Origin of the sequence: Pseudarthrobacter sp. NPDC058119 (assembly GCF_042884655.1) — a bacterium.
Classification (GTDB): domain Bacteria; phylum Actinomycetota; class Actinomycetes; order Actinomycetales; family Micrococcaceae; genus Arthrobacter.
In genome coordinates this window covers 99,364-116,485 of the sequence record NZ_JBHVTN010000008.1, presented here as the reverse complement: position 1 = coordinate 116,485, position 17,122 = coordinate 99,364, and the positions used below count along the sequence as shown (strand labels likewise).

General features: G+C 64.7%; 19 protein-coding genes. 11 read left to right on the top strand and 8 right to left on the bottom strand.

Features of this window, described 5'->3' with window-relative positions; genetic code table 11:
- Nucleotides 1-389 precede the first annotated feature (389 nt).
- The 3 genes from ACFVTD_RS16985 to ACFVTD_RS16975 all read left to right on the top strand — a co-directional run bounded on the left by ACFVTD_RS16985 (nt 390) and on the right by ACFVTD_RS16975 (nt 2,104).
- The gene (locus ACFVTD_RS16985) at nt 390-860 is read left to right on the top strand and encodes a GyrI-like domain-containing protein (protein WP_387565115.1); all 471 of its coding nucleotides are present in this window, start codon (nt 390-392) and stop codon (nt 858-860) included.
- A gap of 32 nt (nt 861-892) precedes the next feature.
- A complete protein-coding gene (locus tag ACFVTD_RS16980; protein WP_387565113.1) occupies nt 893-1,651 on the top strand; it encodes a DUF4386 family protein in 759 nt (252 codons plus the stop codon).
- Between the two features lie 180 nt (nt 1,652-1,831).
- The gene (locus ACFVTD_RS16975; RefSeq protein ID WP_387565111.1) at nt 1,832-2,104 is read left to right on the top strand and encodes a YegP family protein; all 273 of its coding nucleotides are present in this window, start codon (nt 1,832-1,834) and stop codon (nt 2,102-2,104) included.
- 56 nt (nt 2,105-2,160) lie between these two features.
- Here ACFVTD_RS16975 and ACFVTD_RS16970 read toward each other — a convergent pair whose 3' ends face one another.
- On the bottom strand, nt 2,161-3,618 hold the full coding sequence (locus ACFVTD_RS16970; RefSeq protein ID WP_387565109.1) for a DUF5129 domain-containing protein: 1,458 nt from the start codon (nt 3,616-3,618) through the stop codon (nt 2,161-2,163).
- A gap of 99 nt (nt 3,619-3,717) precedes the next feature.
- On the opposite strand from ACFVTD_RS16970, the gene ACFVTD_RS16965 reads away from it, so the two are divergent.
- From ACFVTD_RS16965 to ACFVTD_RS16945, 5 genes are all read left to right on the top strand, one after another.
- The gene (locus ACFVTD_RS16965) at nt 3,718-4,569 is read left to right on the top strand and encodes a universal stress protein (RefSeq protein WP_387565107.1); all 852 of its coding nucleotides are present in this window, start codon (nt 3,718-3,720) and stop codon (nt 4,567-4,569) included.
- 58 nt (nt 4,570-4,627) lie between these two features.
- The gene (locus tag ACFVTD_RS16960) at nt 4,628-5,152 is read left to right on the top strand and encodes a hypothetical protein (RefSeq protein ID WP_387565105.1); all 525 of its coding nucleotides are present in this window, start codon (nt 4,628-4,630) and stop codon (nt 5,150-5,152) included.
- A complete protein-coding gene (locus tag ACFVTD_RS16955) occupies nt 5,149-5,343 on the top strand; it encodes a hypothetical protein (RefSeq protein WP_387565103.1) in 195 nt (64 codons plus the stop codon). The genes ACFVTD_RS16960 and ACFVTD_RS16955 overlap by 4 nt, the downstream gene beginning before the upstream one ends.
- 104 nt (nt 5,344-5,447) lie before the next feature.
- Nucleotides 5,448-6,317: a restriction endonuclease gene (locus tag ACFVTD_RS16950; RefSeq protein WP_387565101.1), complete on the top strand. Its 870-nt coding sequence runs from the start codon at nt 5,448-5,450 to the stop codon at nt 6,315-6,317.
- 23 nt (nt 6,318-6,340) lie between these two features.
- Nucleotides 6,341-7,288, top strand: a complete 948-nt coding sequence (locus ACFVTD_RS16945) for an alpha/beta fold hydrolase (RefSeq protein WP_387565099.1) — start codon at nt 6,341-6,343, stop codon at nt 7,286-7,288.
- Nucleotides 7,289-7,322: 34 nt separating this feature from the next.
- On the opposite strand, the gene ACFVTD_RS16940 is transcribed toward ACFVTD_RS16945, so the two are convergent.
- Nucleotides 7,323-8,069: a nuclease-related domain-containing protein gene (locus ACFVTD_RS16940; RefSeq protein ID WP_387565097.1), complete on the bottom strand. Its 747-nt coding sequence runs from the start codon at nt 8,067-8,069 to the stop codon at nt 7,323-7,325.
- A 321-nt stretch (nt 8,070-8,390) separates the two neighbouring features.
- On the opposite strand from ACFVTD_RS16940, the gene ACFVTD_RS16935 reads away from it, so the two are divergent.
- Together ACFVTD_RS16935 and ACFVTD_RS16930 are read left to right on the top strand one after the other, a co-directional pair.
- Nucleotides 8,391-8,909 (top strand): DUF2087 domain-containing protein, encoded by a 519-nt coding sequence (locus tag ACFVTD_RS16935; RefSeq protein ID WP_387565095.1) that lies wholly within the window; start codon nt 8,391-8,393, stop codon nt 8,907-8,909.
- A 119-nt stretch (nt 8,910-9,028) separates the two neighbouring features.
- Nucleotides 9,029-9,583 carry a DUF3090 domain-containing protein gene (locus tag ACFVTD_RS16930; protein WP_387565093.1) on the top strand — a complete coding sequence of 185 codons (555 nt, stop codon included), beginning with the start codon at nt 9,029-9,031 and terminating at the stop codon, nt 9,581-9,583.
- Nucleotides 9,584-9,607: 24 nt separating this feature from the next.
- Here ACFVTD_RS16930 and ACFVTD_RS16925 read toward each other — a convergent pair whose 3' ends face one another.
- Nucleotides 9,608-10,153: a hypothetical protein gene (locus ACFVTD_RS16925; protein ID WP_387565091.1), complete on the bottom strand. Its 546-nt coding sequence runs from the start codon at nt 10,151-10,153 to the stop codon at nt 9,608-9,610.
- A gap of 360 nt (nt 10,154-10,513) precedes the next feature.
- Between ACFVTD_RS16925 and ACFVTD_RS16920 the strand changes: the two genes are divergently transcribed.
- A complete protein-coding gene (locus ACFVTD_RS16920; protein ID WP_387565089.1) occupies nt 10,514-12,043 on the top strand; it encodes a DUF222 domain-containing protein in 1,530 nt (509 codons plus the stop codon).
- Nucleotides 12,044-12,189: 146 nt separating this feature from the next.
- Here ACFVTD_RS16920 and nrdF read toward each other — a convergent pair whose 3' ends face one another.
- The 5 genes from nrdF to ACFVTD_RS16895 form a co-directional block, all read right to left on the bottom strand.
- On the bottom strand, nt 12,190-13,164 hold the full coding sequence (gene nrdF, locus ACFVTD_RS16915; protein ID WP_015937302.1) for a class 1b ribonucleoside-diphosphate reductase subunit beta: 975 nt from the start codon (nt 13,162-13,164) through the stop codon (nt 12,190-12,192).
- Between the two features lie 97 nt (nt 13,165-13,261).
- On the bottom strand, nt 13,262-15,382 hold the full coding sequence (nrdE, locus tag ACFVTD_RS16910) for a class 1b ribonucleoside-diphosphate reductase subunit alpha (protein ID WP_387565087.1): 2,121 nt from the start codon (nt 15,380-15,382) through the stop codon (nt 13,262-13,264).
- Between the two features lie 20 nt (nt 15,383-15,402).
- Entirely contained in the window at nt 15,403-15,873 is a 471-nt protein-coding gene (nrdI, locus tag ACFVTD_RS16905; RefSeq protein ID WP_387565420.1) for a class Ib ribonucleoside-diphosphate reductase assembly flavoprotein NrdI, read from the bottom strand.
- Nucleotides 15,874-15,977: 104 nt separating this feature from the next.
- Nucleotides 15,978-16,223 (bottom strand): glutaredoxin-like protein NrdH, encoded by a 246-nt coding sequence (nrdH, locus tag ACFVTD_RS16900; protein ID WP_013601222.1) that lies wholly within the window; start codon nt 16,221-16,223, stop codon nt 15,978-15,980.
- Between the two features lie 360 nt (nt 16,224-16,583).
- Nucleotides 16,584-17,105 carry a TspO/MBR family protein gene (locus ACFVTD_RS16895; RefSeq protein WP_387565085.1) on the bottom strand — a complete coding sequence of 174 codons (522 nt, stop codon included), beginning with the start codon at nt 17,103-17,105 and terminating at the stop codon, nt 16,584-16,586.
- Between the last annotated feature and the right edge of the window lie 17 nt (nt 17,106-17,122).

Here is a 17,122-nt window from a genome sequence, read left to right as displayed (position 1 = left end):
CACGCATGGAACCGAACCTACCCTGCTGCCGACGGCCGGGCTAGGGCATTTGGCCCCGGCAGCCGTGCATGACTTTCCGCCCTGCAACAGTGCCAATCCGCAGGAAAGGATGAAGGGCAACGATGCCGTACGCACCCGGAGTTGGCCATGGAATCAGTACCTGGGACGGTGGAAGGGTTCTTCGCCGGCGCTCCGGACGCCCTGCGGCTGTACCAGGCAGCGGAGCGGATGGCAGCCCAACTGGGCCCGCACGAGGTCCGGGTCGGCAGGAGCCAGGTCTCCTTCCGGCGTCGCCGCGGCTACGCCTATCTTTGGCGCCCGGGACCACCAACGGCCTTTAGAGTCCTAAGGCCCTGTCATGCCAGGGCCAGGACAGCGAGGCTGGTGCCATGACTGAAAATGGCCCGCAGCCGCAAAAGGTCCACATCGACGAACAGCACGTGGCAGTGGTCCGCGAACGGGTGCCCATGGACGCGCTTACCAGTTTCTTTGGCCGGGCCTTCGGTGCCGTGATGGCCGCGGTCCAGGTGCAGGGTGCCAGCCCGGCGGGTCCGCCGTTCGCGAGGTACCACGGAATGCCGGGGGAATCGGTGGACGTCGAAGCCGGTTTCCCTGTCGCCGGGGACTTCCACGGCACCGGCGAGGTGGCCAGCGGTGTGCTTCCCGATGCAGATGCCTTTGAAGCCATCCATATGGGCCCCTACGACACCTTGGGAACCACGTACGACGCCATCCGGCAGAGCATGGAAGCGGACGGAGCCACCCCGGCGGACTCCATGTGGGAGTACTATCTGACCGATCCCGAACAGCAGCCGGATCCGGCCACCTGGCAGACCAGGGTGGTTTGGCCGATCGCCTGAAGCTCGGGCAAGCCTGTCCCCAGGAGGGCACCATGGCCAGTAACCGTCCGGGCCTTCGGCGTGGGACTGCCGTTGCCGGCGCCGGGGACCGGCACGACTGGGCGTTCCTCTACCTCGTGGCAGGGGCGTCGTCGATCCTTTTAGTGTTCCTGTTGATTGCTGCACTGGTGCTCGACTTCCTGGCACCTCCGCCCGTGCACGGCGGGGCCGCCACGCTTGGGTTCATCGCATCGAACAAGGCCGGCTATATTGCGGAGCAGATCCTGTGGATCCTGCCGAATGTCTTACCTGTGCTGGTGTTCACAGCCCTCTTCGTGGCCTTGGTGGCGGTGCGAAGAAGCCTGCCCCTGATAGCACTGATCTTCGGTGCGCTGCCCTGGGCACTCCTGCTTGCGGTACCGGTCAGCAGCCGGGGCTCCCTGAACCTGGTCTACCTCAGCGACCGCTTCATGGCTGCCGGGTCGGAAGACGAACGGCGGACCTACGCGACCGCCGCTGAAGCCATCATCGCCGAGAACAACACCCCGGCAATCGCCGGTGTGCTCTCCGCCCTCGGGATCCTGCTGATGGGCCTGGCCATGCTCAGGTCCGGACAGGCAGTTTTCCCCCGCTACCTGGCGTGGACCGGCATCGCCACCGGGGCCCTGGGGGTGGCCAGCGAGGTTCTTCGCTACGCGGCCCCCAGCTTCTACTGGGGCTACGGAATATTGCTGTGGGTGTGGTTCGTCGCCACGGGCATTGCGTTGATCCGCCTGTCGCGCCCTGCCGCCCTGCATCTCCGGCGCACCTGAGCTCCGGCATCCCGGTCAAGGACCTTGGTCCCTAAAGCAGGGACTGGCCCTTTGAGAGGGTGGTTAGGTCGAAAAGGTGCGCGACGCTGAGGTTGTGCACCGTTTGGTGGCCGTGCCGGAACCGGGTATGGCGTGCAGCCCCACTCCACAGGGGGCATGAGTTTGAGGAGAACAAGGCTTATGGCAGGTACGTTCGAACTGTTTGTCGATGATGATGCGCAGATTCGGTTCCGGCTTGTGATGCCCGACGGACACGTGCTGGCGGTTTCCGGACAATTCACGGACAAGCAGGCGGCGGCCGCCGCCATCGAGGAGGTCCGCGAGTGCGCGGGTACGGGCCTCATCAAGGACGTGGTAGCTCCACGTTCCGGTGTCGTCCGCACGTCCCCGCAGCACCCGCGGTATGCCGTCCACCGTGCACCCCGGAGGCTCAACAACCTCGGTGCCGCCTGAGGCTGGGAGGCGTAGGTCCTACGGCGCGGCTCGACCCCAAATGCCCGAGTCCGCCGTCAGAAGCTTGAGGAACTGCCGGATCCGGAGAAGCTGCCGCCGCTGCTGCCGTATCCGGTGGTTCCGCCACCGCCCCTGGCCGAATTGACGCTGCTGACCCCGGTGTTGAAGCCGGAGTTGAAGGTGGCAACGGAGAAGAAGGTATAGGACGGGTACACCGTGCCCAGGATGCTCGGTTCGTAAGTCCGCTGCCTGCGGTGGTCCGTGCCGCCGTGGGCAGTTTCCATCTGTTCACGCATCAGCTGTGCCTCGCGGTCTGTCCGGGCGAAGCCCTGGATCACGGTTTCGGCGTGGTTCTCCAGCAGCTCCGAGAGACGGGATCGCGCGCTGTACAGCCGGTCCAGGGCCTCCTCCGGACTGATCCGCCGCTCAGCCAGGCCGGCCGTCCAGCCCTCGATGTCCCGGAGGCTTTCGTCACGGAAGGAACGGAGCGCCGTGGCGGTGGCCGAGTCCCCCTGGCCGTGGCGTTTGGACAGGAGCTGCTCCAGCCCCGCAAGGTCTTTGCGGAAGGGAGCCAACTGCCGGTCCCAGGCCGTAGGCCAGGTATCGGCACGGTTCAGCAGGGCATTGCTGTCCGAGATGACGTCATCCAGGGCATCCAGCTCCGCGGCACTGTCAGCGAACCGGCGGGCCAGTTTAAGGTTTTTCCTGCTGCTCAAAGCCCGCTTACCCAATGCGTGCACCTGGTTGGAGAGCTCTGTTGCAGCCGCATATTTGCTAAGGAACGTCCTGTGTTTCTCCAGGACCTGGCTGCCGTAGCGGGATGATTCCGGGATGGTGGCGGCATTCAGTTCCGTAACCTCCAGGTCCATGCTGACGTTGGAGTAGCTGCGGTCCCCGCGTTCGATCTGCTTGCGGCACTGGTTCCTGGTCACGGCACGCACAATCAGCCATGCCGCTGCCCCCAGGACGACCGTTCCGGCGAGGACCCAGGCGGTGACCAGGAACGCTGCCGAGCGGTACCAGGGCTGGTTGATGAGCTCTGCCCCGCGGCGGATGCCGGCGACGGTGCCGTCAGTCCACTGGGCGTCGCGAAACAGTTCCTTGGACGCGTCCTGGATGTCGCTGCGCTGCTCGAGCGACACTTTCCGGTCCTCGCCCATGTACGTCCCCACATGCCGGCCCACGGGGTCAATGGCGAAGATGAACAGTCCGTCGGCCCATTTTTGGCCGTCCGGGCTGATCCACTCCGGATGCGTGGACCGCGCGAATTTCAGGACTTGCTCATTGAGGTTGTCCGCCGCCGTGCCGTTGTAGGTGAAGACGGCAACGCGGGTGGGCTCGTAGAACTGGATGCGTTCGACGGCGGGCACCAGCGTGTTTTGGTCAAGCACCCCTGCGGTGTCCTCCACGATGACAGCCACAGGTGCCACCGCGGTGCCGGGCACCGCTGTGGCAACCAGCAGGGCGGCGAGTGCAAGCACCACCAGGGCTGTCCGGCGCACGATGCTGCCCATGTTCCTCCCCACTGTTTAGAATCAGGATGAAACCAGGGAGCAGGGCTGCCAAAGGGCCTAAGGTCCTGTGAAGATCGTGTTGGTCAGGAGCGCAGTGCCGTGACGCAGGATGCAGGGTCCATTGTTGCCGGTTTTGACGGTTCGGAAGGGTCAGCGGCCGCGGTCCGCTGGGCTGCACGCCACGCGCAAGCCATCGGTTGCCCCCTCCATGTTGTGCACTGTTCGCTGTGGCCGCTCCTGACCCGGCACCTCGGCCCCGTCCCCGGCGTGTCAGGCAGTGGCCTGGAACAGTCCGCCCGGGCCATCCTCGAAGACGGCGTGGCGGTGGCCACCGCGGAGGTACCCGGCCTTCAGGTCAGGAGCACACTGCTGCACGGACTGCCGGCGCAGCTTCTGGCCGAAATCTCGGTGGGCGAACACATGCTCGTGGTCGGCAGCCGCGGCCTGGGCGGTTTCCTGGGCCTCCTGGTGGGCTCCGCGAGCCTGGAACTGGCAGCCACTGCCGCCTGCCCCGTCGCCGTAATCCGGCAGGAACACCACCCGGCCGGACCCGTCGTCGCCGCCGTCGATGACTCGGGTTCCCCTGCCGCGCTGGATGACGCCTGCGCCCTGGCAGCAGCATGGCACGCACCTCTCAAAGTGGTCCATGTCCGGCACCAGCCTGCGGGCTACCGGCTGCCGGAAGGACAGGACGCGGCGGCCGCTGCCCAAGCGGTTCTGGCTTCGGCCCTGGACCGGGCAGCAGCCCTGGCGCCCGCGGTCCGCGCTGAGGCCGAATTGCTGACGGACAGCTCAGTCCCGCGCGCCCTGCTCAAAGCCGCTGAAGAGGCCCGGATGATCGTGGTGGGAACGCAGGGCCGCGGGATGCTGAGGGAAACCATCGGTTCCACGGCCCACGCAGTACTGCATCACGCCCGCGGGCCCGTCCTTGTCTCACGGCACGGCAGGTGACGCAGGGGCTGCGGGTGTCGGGCCGGATGCCTGCCGGGTCTCCGCCTAAGCTGGTCAGGTGACCCCTGTTCCCTCCCCCGGCCCGCTGGACGTCGTGGTCCACTCCGGACCGGCGGACTGGTGGGTCATCCTCGCCGGCTTGGGCCCCTTGGCTGTTCTCACCGCTGCCCTGCTGGCCTTCTACATTAACTGGCGCACGCTCAAGCAGCGCACCGCCGCCGACAAGACGGCGCTCGACCAAAAACGCGAGGCTGACGCCAACGCGCTGCAGCAAAAGACCGAGGCGGACAGCCGGGCTGAGTGGTGGCGCCGGACCCAGTGGGCGCTGGACCGGGCGCTGGATCCTGATGAAGGCACCAAAGCGCTGGGGCTGGCGACGCTGGAAGTCCTGGCCAGGAGCGAACTGGCGCGCAACGAGGAACTTGAGTTGTTCGACATTGCCTGGAAGAGCGTGTCCGGCGACGAGAACGGGGACGAGCCCGGGCCCGGTTCCGGGGAGGAGGCAGCCTTCGTGGACGACCACCACAACTTAGGCGAGAATGGAACAACGGATGAAGACAGCAGCAAGGAGGTTGGATCATGAGTGCAACATCGCCTGAACACCGGTACGTCCATGCTCCCCGTAACAGCGCTGCCAAACCCGCCCAAAAGAAGGCCACCCCGGCCGAACACCGTGTCCAGGTTGCCGCCGCGCGGCTGCGCGTCACGCTGGATGAACGGCTGGGACGCGAGACGCCCGCCAAGACCAAGGCGCTGGCCAAGGAACCGATCTAGCGCGCCTTGCGTACGTATGGCGGTCGACGGCGCGTGGCGGGTTTTGGTGGTCGGCCGTCCGGTGGACGCGGACAGGCGCACGGCGGGAACGGATGGGGTGAACAGTGGCCGCGGTAATCCTCGGGTGTGACGCTGAGCTGCTGCGCCGCTGGAACTACCGTGCCGTCGTCGGAAAGGCGGCCGGATCCGGGATATTCCTTGACCGCTGGCACGCGGACTCCAGTCCCGGCGTTGGTCCGGGCAGCGAGGCATGGCTTTTCGTAAAGGGCAGCACTGAGGCAGCCAGCGGCCTGATCGGCCACGGCTTCGTGACGTCCCGGCCGCACCACCTTGAGGGCGCGGCGGATGCCGGACCCGCTCACTGGTTCTTCTGGGTGGCCTGGGATTCACTGCTCCCGCTCGGTGAGCAGGTACGGCCCGGAATTCTGGGCGAGGCACTCGCCGACAGCCTCGCGTCCAAGGCGGACGGACCGTCCGTGGTGACCCTGCCGCCGTCGTCCGTTCCTGTGTTGCGCCGGCTGTGGCGGGCCCACGCCCGGCCCACGGCGGATCCCCTCGAGGTGGCGGGCGGAACCGTTCCTCCGGAAGCACTCAGCACCGTCCACGTGAACCGGTACGAGCGCGACCCCGACGCACGGCTGGCCTGCATCGCGTTCCACGGCACGCAGTGTGCGGCGTGCGGCTGCTCGTTCGAGTCCGCTTACGGCGTGGCGGGGACGGGAGCAATCGGCGTCCACCATGTAGTGCCGCCGGAGATGCTCGACGGTACTTATCAGCTTGACCCCATTGCTGACCTTGTCCCGCTCTGCCACAACTGCCATGCCATGGCGCACAGCGCGAATCCGCCGCTGACCGTGGGTGAACTCCGACGCATCATGTCCGCGGCCGGCCACCTGAAGGGTGAGGTGGTCACGGACGTGGCCCTGCAGGCGCAGGAAGATGCGCGGCGAATCCTTGATGGCGGCCGGATGTAGGGTTGCTGGACTATCTTGGGACCATGGCGGAGCCGGGCCGGAAAGAATACGGGGTTGATCCCGAGGAGTTCGGCTCTGCCCAGGTAGATGCGGCAGCCCTGCAGGACGCCGGATTGGGCGACGTCGATTGGTCGGTCCCGCCACTGGGCGCCGTTCAGTTCACCATCGATGTTCCCAGCGGGAAGCTCGCCGCGATGGCCTTAGGGAATCCGGATGATCCCTGCGTCGTACTGGTGCCCGGCGCCACCGGCTCGAAAGAGGATTTCTCGCTGATGATGCCGGACCTCGCCCAAGCCGGCTACTACGCCCTGGCCTACGATCTGGCGGGTCAGTACCAGTCGGCCGGCGCTGGCCCGGAGAACCTGGTGCCGCCCAGGCAGCACTACGACTACCAGTTGTTTGTAGACGATTTCCTGGCAGTCCTGGAAACTACAGCCACCCCGGCCCACGTTGTGGCCTATTCCTTCGCCGGCATCATCGCCCAGCTCGCCTACCTGCGGCGGCCTGAACTGTTCCGTTCCATCACGTTCCTGGGGTGCCCGCCGGAACCCGGCCAGAGTTTCCGGGGCGTGAGCCGCATCGGCCGGTTCAGCACCTGGGTGAACGGGCGGGCGGGTGCAGCCCTCCTGATTTGGGGCATCCGGAGCGGCCGCGTGGCACATGTGCCGCCGGGACGGCAGCGGTTCGTCAACTACCGGTTCCGTTTCACCCGCCGCGCCTCCGTCCGCGATATCTACACCCTGATGCAGAACGTTCCGGACCTTCGGGCGGAACTGGCGGCGGCGCCGCTGCCCAAATTCGTGGCCGTGGGCGAACATGACCTGTGGCCGCTCCAGCTGCACCGGCTGTTCGCCCAGGCAATCCGGGCCCGGATAGGGGTGTACCGGGGCGGGCACAGTCCGTGCGAAACATCCCCGCACGAGTTCAGCCGCGACCTCCTGGCCCTGTATGCCAGGGACGTGGACGAGTAACGGGTCTCCTTGATGTCTGGCCCAGCGCGCGCCCTCAGCGCCCGCCCAGCCCGTGGAGGATCCCATTCATTATGGTCAGGAAGACCATGGCCGGCACGCCCAGCACCCACGCAGCCCGCCGCCGTCGTGCCTGGTCAACAAGGCGCCGCAGGGCATCAAAGTTCCGTTGCAGCCCCACCTGGTCACCGCGGGGAGCCGGGCGCCTGTGCCACGTTCCCGGCTGAACGGCGACGGCGGAGATGTTGGCTACTTCCTCCCCGGTGAGCACTGGCCTGAACCCGCGCAACCAGCGCAATAACTGGGCATCGGTGACCACTTTCACCGCCTCGGGTCTGGCCCGTATGGTCAGGCTCTTCGGTTCAACAATAACGACGACGCCTGTCACCTTCACCGGAAAGCGCGCCGCGGCAGTCAGCAGCTTCGCCCCACGCGCCGCTTCGTACGCCCCGTTGTAAAGGTGCCGGGTCTTTGTCCCCGCAACCATGAGGGTCCGGCCGGCTACCCAAACCGGCTGGCCGGAGTGGTTCTTAGTGTTGATGGTGAAGACTCCGGCCGGACCGACCAGCACATGGTCAATATCCGAGGTACCGGTTCCCACTGGGACAGCGTGAAGTACCAGCCACTCCGGCCCCAGGTTTGCCAGGAGCCTCCCCACAGCAATCTCGCCGAGGGCACCTCGGTACCATGGCGAACTTTCCTGGGTGAGTGGGCTGACTCCAAAGATCCGCTGAAGCGTGGAGCGGGGGCGCGCCAGTGCTTGCAGGGTCAGCAATTCTTCCATGACGGCCTGGCCTGGCACACGAGTCCCCAGATGTGCTGGTGCTGAATCAGCGTTCATTTATTTTCCCCCAATAATTTGCCTGTGCACCCCGAGGGTAAGGGGCGTTGAGGTGTCTCCGGGGTGAAAACCGGCCTCGATGTCCGGATCTTTCCCGAATACTTGGGCGAACCTGCGGGAAGTGCCACCTCCCTTCCCCGGCGTGAGGCTGGCCTGCGATGCCGTTACTACCGCCCCGCTTCCCGGCACCAGGCACCCAGGCTAGGATCTTCCGGCACGCTCCAACGCCAGGGCGTGGGTCAGTGGCAGAGGAAGGATACCGACGTGGCCGGAAGCGCAGGAATGAACGGGCCGCATTGGCGACGGGTGCTGGCAACGCTTGGCAACGCGGACGCGAGGATAGCCTACGCGCAGATCGTACTGGGAGCCGCTCCCGGCGATGTCCTGCCCGACGTGAAGCAGCGGCGGCGGCAACGGGCCCTGGCGGCCCTGCTTGAGTCCGGGCTCGTGGGACGGCAGGCATCGGGTGAGTTGGTGGCGCAGGACTCCGTATTCCGGGACCTGCTTGCCCAGCAGCCGCGCCGGCAGCCGCTGACCGGGCTGGACAGATTCATGCGGCTGGGGCGGATCGAGCGGTACCCCGCCAACGTAGCCGAGCGGCAGGCCCTGCTGGCAAAGATCGCCAACGAGATCATCGAACCCGGCGAAAAGCTCACGGAAAGGCACATCAACGAGCGGCTGCTCAGCTATACCGACGACGTTGTCCTGCTTCGGCGCTACCTGGTCGACTTCGGCCTGCTGCAGCGCACGTCCACGGGCTCTTCGTATTCGTTGCCGGAATAGACTGCTGCCTGTCGTGTCGTGGAGTGCAGTAGCTCGGACAGCATGGGCGAGTCGCCAGGATTGAAGCCCTGCGGCAGGGCAGACCTCGCCGCCGATGGGATCTCGCCTAGAATTCTGACATGCCTACACTTGTTCACGAGTTTGCCTGGCCGGATCGGGTCGTCATCGGCACCGTCGGAGCTCCGGGGGCGCGCACGTTCTATCTGCAGGTACGCGCCGGTGCGCAGCTGGTGAGCATCGCCATGGAGAAGCAGCAATCGGCCCTGCTCGCGGAGAAGATCGATGAAATCCTCGACCAGCTCATCACCCTGGACGGCAACCCGTTCAGCGTTCCCACCGGCACGCCCGTCGAGTTGGTTGACAATGATCCGCTGGAGGCCGTTGAAGAGCAGTTCCGGACCGGCGCCATGGGCCTGGGCTGGGATCCGGCAACGGCGCAGGTGGTGATCGAGGCTTATCCCCTCACCGACGCCAATGGTGATCCGGAAGACGAATCCTTCGAGAGGGACGACGTCGAGGCCCCCGAAATGCTGTTGGTGCGGATGCCGGTGGGCACCGCCCGAGCATTTACCAAGCGCACGCGTGAGGTGGTGGGTGCGGGCCGCCCGCTGTGCCCGCTCTGCGGATACCCGATAGACCCCGAAGGGCACGTCTGCACTCCTCCCGAGCTGTGATTCCGGCTATCCGGCGGCCACAGGCTACGAGGACGCTGGCTCTATGGCGTCCTGGATTTTCTGGAGGGTAGCCGGGCCGGCCGCGATTTCAATGACGCCGCCGTCTGAGTCCAGGGTGATGATCCGGAAGTCGAACGGTACGTCCTGTTGATTGTCGTGCCGGTCAGCTTTCCGCACCGGAACGTCCGCAAGCCCAACTCCGGTGAACGTCATGCCGCGGCCACTGGGCGTCAACGAGTCGTCGACGATCGGCTGGAATTCGATCCTCTGCACGCCAGGGACAGCGATCCCCATCCGCCAGACGCTGTTCAACGAGCCCGGCGACGAACGCGGAAATCGTAGGAAGACCACTACGTCGCCATGCTCGTCGAGTCTCTCCGCCGCCGTCTGGAACCGCTTCGTCATAAAGAAGACGCCGCCACCGATCAAAAGCGCGTAGAACATGGCATTGGCCATGGCATCTTCGAGACTTTGCCCGGCGACAAGACTGGCCGCCAGGATGACAGCGCAGGCCACTGCGCCAACCAGGACGGCCCGGAGCGCGGGATGAATCTCGCCCCACTTCCTCATGGCGCCATCCTAGGGGCAGGGCCTCCCCCCAGCTACGGCCGCATCGTTTGGGACCCAAAGGTGATGACGCAGGCACTCTTGAGCGAACCTTGTGCCCTTCGTGGGCTGCCGTTCAGCAACGGGTCCTATCGTTGAGGCCAGATCCTGCCGCTGGGGCAGGGTTCTGGAGATGGACAGGGCCGGCGGCTGCAGCATCCCGAGACCGGATGCAGCCCCCCAAACCGCCGCCGGCCCACACCAGTGGGCTGCGGCCGCCGCAGTTCGCCTAAACACAGGCGTGACAAAGATCTGCGGCAAAAAGTCCGTCCCGTCCACCATCCGCCCATCATTACTGTCAGACCCTCCCTTCATTATTGGTACATGGGACACGGCACGGCAGCACGGGCGTTTGAGGCGATCGACGCCGCCCTTTCCGTGCTCCGTGGCGAGGTCGCCAGAGCCGTCCATGGGCCGCCCGCAGACGAAGATCCCTTGGCCGCCGTAGCCGATGAATGCCTGGACATCCTGGCCGGAGTGGCCCGCACCGAGGCCCGCGTCGCGGCCCTGAAGGCCGCGGCAGCGGCCAGGTTCGCGGAGTCAGCGCGGACTATGGCTCCCCCGGACATGCCGGTGCAGGCGCAGGAAGTGGCCGTCGCCGCGGAGGTGGGCTGCATCCTGGCCATCGGTGACCGCGCCGCCGGTGCGCTTCTGGCACAGTCCTACGCTCTTACCACCTGTCTTCCCCGGACCTTGGAAGCGCTCACGGCGGGAACTTTGTCGTGGCAGCACGCCCGCGCCATGGTGGACGAAACCGCCACCCTCAACTCGGGGGCCGCGACTGCATTGGAAGCCCACTTCCTCGACCCCGATGCGCCGAACGCCGCCCGGGGGTGCCCCGCCGGGGAGATGCCGGCATACCGATTCCGGCATAAGGCCCGCGTCTGGCGCGAACGTCACCACCCGGACAGCATCGAAAAGCGGCACGCAAATGGCATCGAGGACAGGAGCCTGGAGTTCGCTCCGGAACAGGACGGCATGGCGCGCTTGTCCGCACGTCTGCCCGCGGACAAGGCCACGGCCATCTGGAACCGCTACACCGCCATTGCCCGGGGCCTCCAGGGACCCAACGAGGAGCGCACACTCACCCAGCTCCGGGCGGATCTATTCGCCGCCACTGCACTTCGCGGGGGCACTGGCTGCACCGGTTGCTGCGGCCGGAACGGGGTCGGAGTGGACGGGGTCGGGGCCCCACCGAAGGGGCTCGCCGACGTCCCGGTTCCCCGCGCGGAAGTGCTGGTCACCGTCCCCGTATTTTCCCTGCTCGGTGCCACTGACGAACCCGCCATGCTTGACGGCTATGGTCCCATCCCGGCTTCCGTGGCACGGGACCTCGTGGCCAACGGCGCTGAGTCGTTCTACCGGGTGCTTGTGGATCCCCGCGACGGCGCACCGCTGGAGATCGGACGGACCAGTTACCGCCCCGGGAAAGCCATGCGAAGGTGGCTGCGGTTGCGGGACGGCAAGTGCCCCTTCCCTGGCTGCAACAACAGTTCCCTGGACAACGAAGCAGATCACCTCCTCGCCTGGCATCACGGCGGGACCACTGGGATCAGCAACCTTGGCCAACCATGTCCAAAGCACCATCGGTTGCGGCACGTCAGCAGGTGGCGTCCAACGGCTGCATCGAAGAATGAGCCACCGGGATGGGTTTCGCCCTCAGGACGCAAATACAGGAGTGAGCACCAGGACTGGGAACCGCCGGAGTTGCCTCCGCCCTTGCAGGCGCACGCTGGCATCCTGACTCAACCAGGCCGCAACGCAATGATGCCGGGCAAAGGCACAGTGGACTACTTCCGCCTGTCGCGGTCCCACCTGGAAGACAGCCTGGCCCAGTACCTCGCCGCGCGGTGAGCTCGGTGGTGTTTTAGAGATTCGTCCCGGGAAGCACAATGGACCCCGCACAGAACGCGCGGGGTCCATTGAAACCGGCTGTCTCAGTCAGAAACTGAACGTGCCGCCGGCAAAGTCCGTACCGGAGTAACCAGCAGTAGTAGTAGTTAGAAGTCCCAGTCCTCGTCCTCGGTGTTCACGGCCTTGCCGATCACGTAGGACGAGCCGGAGCCGGAGAAGAAGTCGTGGTTCTCGTCAGCGTTCGGGGACAGGGCCGACAGGATGGCCGGGTTCACGTCGGTGACGGATGCCGGGAACATCGCCTCGTAGCCCAGGTTCATCAGGGCCTTGTTGGCGTTGTAGTGCAGGAACTTCTTGACGTCCTCGGCCAAGCCCACGCCGTCGTACAGGTCGTGGGTGTACTGGACCTCGTTCTCGTAGAGCTCGAAGAGCAGCTCGAACGTGTAGTCCTTGATTTCCTGGCGGCGCTCCTCGGACACGGTCTCCAGGGCACGCTGGAACTTGTAGCCGATGTAGTAGCCGTGCACGGCTTCGTCGCGGATGATCAGGCGGATCAGGTCGGCCGTGTTGGTGAGCTTGGCGCGGGAGGACCAGTACATGGGGAGGTAGAAGCCCGAGTAGAACAGGAAGCTCTCCAGCAGGGTGGAGGCTACCTTTCGCTTCAGGGGGTCGTCGCCCTGGTAGTAGTCCATGACGATCTGGGCCTTCTTTTGAAGGTTCTCGTTCTCGGTGGACCAGCGGAACGCCTCGTCGATCTCCTTGGTGGAGGCCAGCGTGGAGAAGATCGAGGAGTAGCTCTTGGCGTGGACGGACTCCATGAACGCGATGTTCGTGTAAACGGCTTCCTCATGCGGGGTCAGCGCATCCGGGATCAGGGAAACAGCGCCCACGGTGCCCTGGATGGTGTCCAGCAGGGTCAGGCCGGTGAACACGCGCATGGTGAGCTGCTGCTCGACCGGGGTCAGGGTGTTCCACGACTGGACGTCGTTGGACAGCGGCACCTTCTCAGGCAGCCAGAAGTTGTTCACCAGGCGGTTCCAGACATCCACGTCCTTGTCGTCCTGGATGCGGTTCCAGTTGATGGCCTCGACGTGGCTAAGCAGCTTGACCTTCTCGGTCATGTCATCCCCTAAGCGTTGGGTGGGTTTCTCTAAGTTAAAGCGTACGACGGCGGGCGGGCACCCGCCGTCGTACTTGGCTAGTTAGTTGAAGCTTCAACTACAGCATGCAGGAGACGCAACCCTCCACTTCCGTCCCTTCCAGCGCGAGCTGACGGAGCCGGATGTAGTAGATGGTCTTGATGCCCTTCTTCCAGGCGTAGATCTGGGCCTTGTTGATGTCGCGGGTGGTGGCGGTGTCCTTGAAGAACAGCGTCAGCGACAGACCCTGGTCCACGTGCTGGGTGGCGGCAGCGTAGGTGTCGATGACCTTTTCGTAGCCGATCTCGTAGGCGTCCTGGTAGTACTCCAGGTTGTCGTTCGTCAGGTACGGCGCCGGGTAGTAGACACGCCCCAGCTTGCCTTCCTTGCGGATCTCGATCTTGGACGCCACCGGGTGGATCGAGGAGGTGGAGTTGTTGATGTAGGAGATCGAGCCGGTGGGCGGAACAGCCTGGAGGTTCTGGTTGTAGATGCCGTGCTCCATCACGGAGGCCTTCAGCTCGCGCCAGTCAGCCTGGGTGGGGATGTGCACGTTGTTGAAGAGGTCGCGGACCTTCTCGGTCTGCGGCACCCATTCCTGCTCGGTGTACTTGTCGAAGAACTCGCCGGAGGCGTACTTGGACTTCTCGAAGCCGCCGAACGTCTGGCCGGTTTCGATGGCCAGCAGGTTGGAGGCGCGGACAGCGTGGTACACCACCGAGTAGAAGTAGATGTTCGTGAAGTCCAGGCCCTCTTCGGAGCCGTAGTGGACCCGTTCCCGGGCAAGGTAGCCGTGCAGGTTCATCTGGCCCAGGCCAATGGCGTGGCTCTGGTCGTTGCCCTTGGCGATGGACGGCACCGAGGTGATGTTGGACATGTCGGACACTGCGGACAGGGACCGGATGGCCGTCTCGATGGTCAGGCCGAAGTCCGGCGAGTCCATGGTCTTGGCGATGTTCAGTGACCCCAGGTTGCAGGAGATGTCCTTGCCGGTCTCGTCGTAGGACAGGTCATCGTTGTACGTGGTGGGCTGGGAAACCTGGAGGATTTCCGAGCACAGGTTGGACATGATGATCTTGCCGTCGATCGGGTTGGCCCGGTTAACGGTGTCCTCGAACATGATGTACGGGTAACCGGATTCGAACTGGATCTCGGCGAGGGTCTGGAAGAACTCGCGCGCCTTGATCTTGGTCTTCTTGATCCGGGAATCGTCCACCATCTCGTAGTACTTCTCGGTGACCGAGACGTCGGAGAAGGGCATGCCGTAGACGCGCTCCACGTCGTAGGGCGAGAACAGGTACATGTCCTCGTCCTTCTTGGCCAGCTCGAACGTGATGTCCGGGATGACGACGCCCAGGGAGAGGGTCTTGATGCGGATCTTCTCGTCCGCATTCTCGCGCTTGGTGTCCAGGAAGCGGTAGATGTCAGGGTGGTGGGCGTGCAGGTACACGGCACCGGCACCCTGGCGGGCACCAAGCTGGTTGGCGTAGGAGAAGCTGTCTTCGAGGAGCTTCATCACGGGGATGACACCGGAGGACTGGTTCTCGATCTGCTTGATGGGCGCGCCAACCTCGCGGATGTTGGTCAGTGCGAACGCCACGCCGCCGCCGCGCTTGGACAGCTGCAGCGCGGAGTTGATGGAGCGGCCGATCGACTCCATGTTGTCCTCGATACGGAGCAGGAAGCAGGAGACAAGCTCGCCGCGCTGCTTCTTGCCCGCGTTCAGGAAGGTGGGGGTGGCCGGCTGGAAGCGGCCATCGATGATCTCGTCCACCATCTGCATGGCAAGCTGTTCGTTGCCGCGCGCCAGATGCAGGGCCACCATGCAGACGCGGTCCTCGTAGCGTTCCAGGAAGCGCTTGCCGTCGAACGTTTTCAGCGTGTACGAGGTGTAGAACTTGAAGGCGCCCAGGAAGGTTTCGAAGCGGAACTTCTTCTTGTAGGCACGGTTGAACAGGTCACGGATGAAGTTCATCGTGTACTGGTCCAACGTCTCGCGCTCGTAGTACTGGTTCTTCACCAGGTAGTCGAGCTTCTCTTCCAGGTCGTGGAAGAACACGGTGTTGTTGTTAACGTGCTGCAGGAAGTACTGGTGGGCGGCCTCGCGGTCAGCCCCAAACTGGATTTCGCCATTAGGACCATAAAGGTTCAGCATGGCGTTCAGCTCGTGATAGCCCAGCCCCTTGTAGGCAGCCGGCATCTCAGGCTTCTGGGACCTGGTTACTTCTGTGTCTGCGACAGTCGTGTCCAAAACGTGTCCAATCCTTGGTTGACCCGGGTGACGTCTTCCGGCGTTCCCATAAGTTCGAATCGATAAAGGTGGGGTACCTGGCATTTGGCGGCGATGATGTCCGCTGCCATGCAGTAGTTGTCCCCGAAGTTTGTGTTGCCGGCGCCTATGACACCGCGGAGCAGTTGCCTGTTCTGCGGGTTGTTCAGGAACCGGATGACCTGCTTGGGAACGGACCCCTCTCCCCCGGCGCCGCCGTAAGTGGGCACTACCAGCACGAACGGCCGGGTGGCGAGGAGGGGTGCGTCCTTTGCATGCAACGGGATCCGGGCCACCTCACGGCCAAGCTTCACAACGAAGCGGCTGGTGTTCTCGGATGCCGAGGAAAAATAGATGAGCCGGCTGTCCGTGACAACCTGCTCTGGCTGGTGGTGCGAAGTGGCCGGCGGGGACACCTCCACGCGCTGAGCCGCGTGGTGTTGCGAAGTGCTTTGCTCTGCTGTTGGTGCTGCCATGGGAGTCACCTCAGCTGGTTGATGGTTGCCGACAGGAAAAGCTGTGGCTCCTAGGCCACGGAGGAAACGGCTGACAGCGCGAGTTCCTCGATCTTGTCGGGGCGGAAGCCTGACCAGTGGTCCTGGTCGGTGACCACAACGGGAGCCTGCATGTAGCCCAGTGCCTTCAGCCGCTCGAGTGCCTCGGCGTCCTGGGAGATGTCAACGCTCTGGTAGGTGATGCCCTTCTTGTCGAGCGCGCGGTAAGTGGCGTTGCACTGAACACAAGCAGGCTTCGTGTAAACCGTTACGGTCATTGTCCCTGTCCCCTTAGTTGAACTCTTTGGCTGGGCCGGTGTCCCCGTCCAGCTGTATGTAGATACTACATGTAGTGCAGACGCCTCTTTGGAACCCCAAGATGATGTATTACAAGTATGTCATTTAATGCACCGTTAATCCACAGGCAAGGGCGGGAAAAATGCCCGGGATCCCGGGTTTTTTGCAGCCTGGGTCCACAACCTGTGGATGGGGTTGAACACATATGCACAGTCCGCGTGTCGTGATTTACCGGCGTGTCGCCCTGCCTGCCGCAATGCCGAAAAAGGGTCCCTCATCACTACATGTAGTGATGAGGGACCCTTTGGGCCGGCACCTCAGCCGGGCGATTTCCTCCACGTCTACCTGCTGGCGGGATTAAGCCGGGCGATCGCGGCGGACAACACAGTGGCGAAACCGCACCAGGCCGCGTAAGGAGCCAGCGATACTCCGGCAACCCGGTTCAGCCTGTACGTGCGCCGCACCAGGTCCGCGCTGCTGGCCGCCAGCACCGCCGCCTCGGCAGCGGCCAGCCATGGCCGGCGGGAGCGCCAGAAGAACCAGCTCCAGGAAGCGTTGAGGACCAGGTTAGCGGCCAGCGCGCCCCGGTACGAGCGCAGTTGCCGGCGGTGGTCCTTCCTGACCGGACCCGGACTGTCAGCAGCCCTGTCCTGCTCCGCCGCGTCGTCGAGTGCGGCGGCAGACGTCACGGCAAGGTCCGCATACAGGGCCGTCCACACCACGGGGAAAGCAAGGGCAGGCGGCTGCCATGCCGGCTTGCGCAGTTCCAGGTACCAGCTGCTCCGGGGGTCAGTCGCCGCTCCGCCCGCGGCGGCGGTAGCCACCGTCGCCGCGGCCGTCCACGCCAGGGTCTTCAGTTTCATGCGTCTTCCTTTCCCCG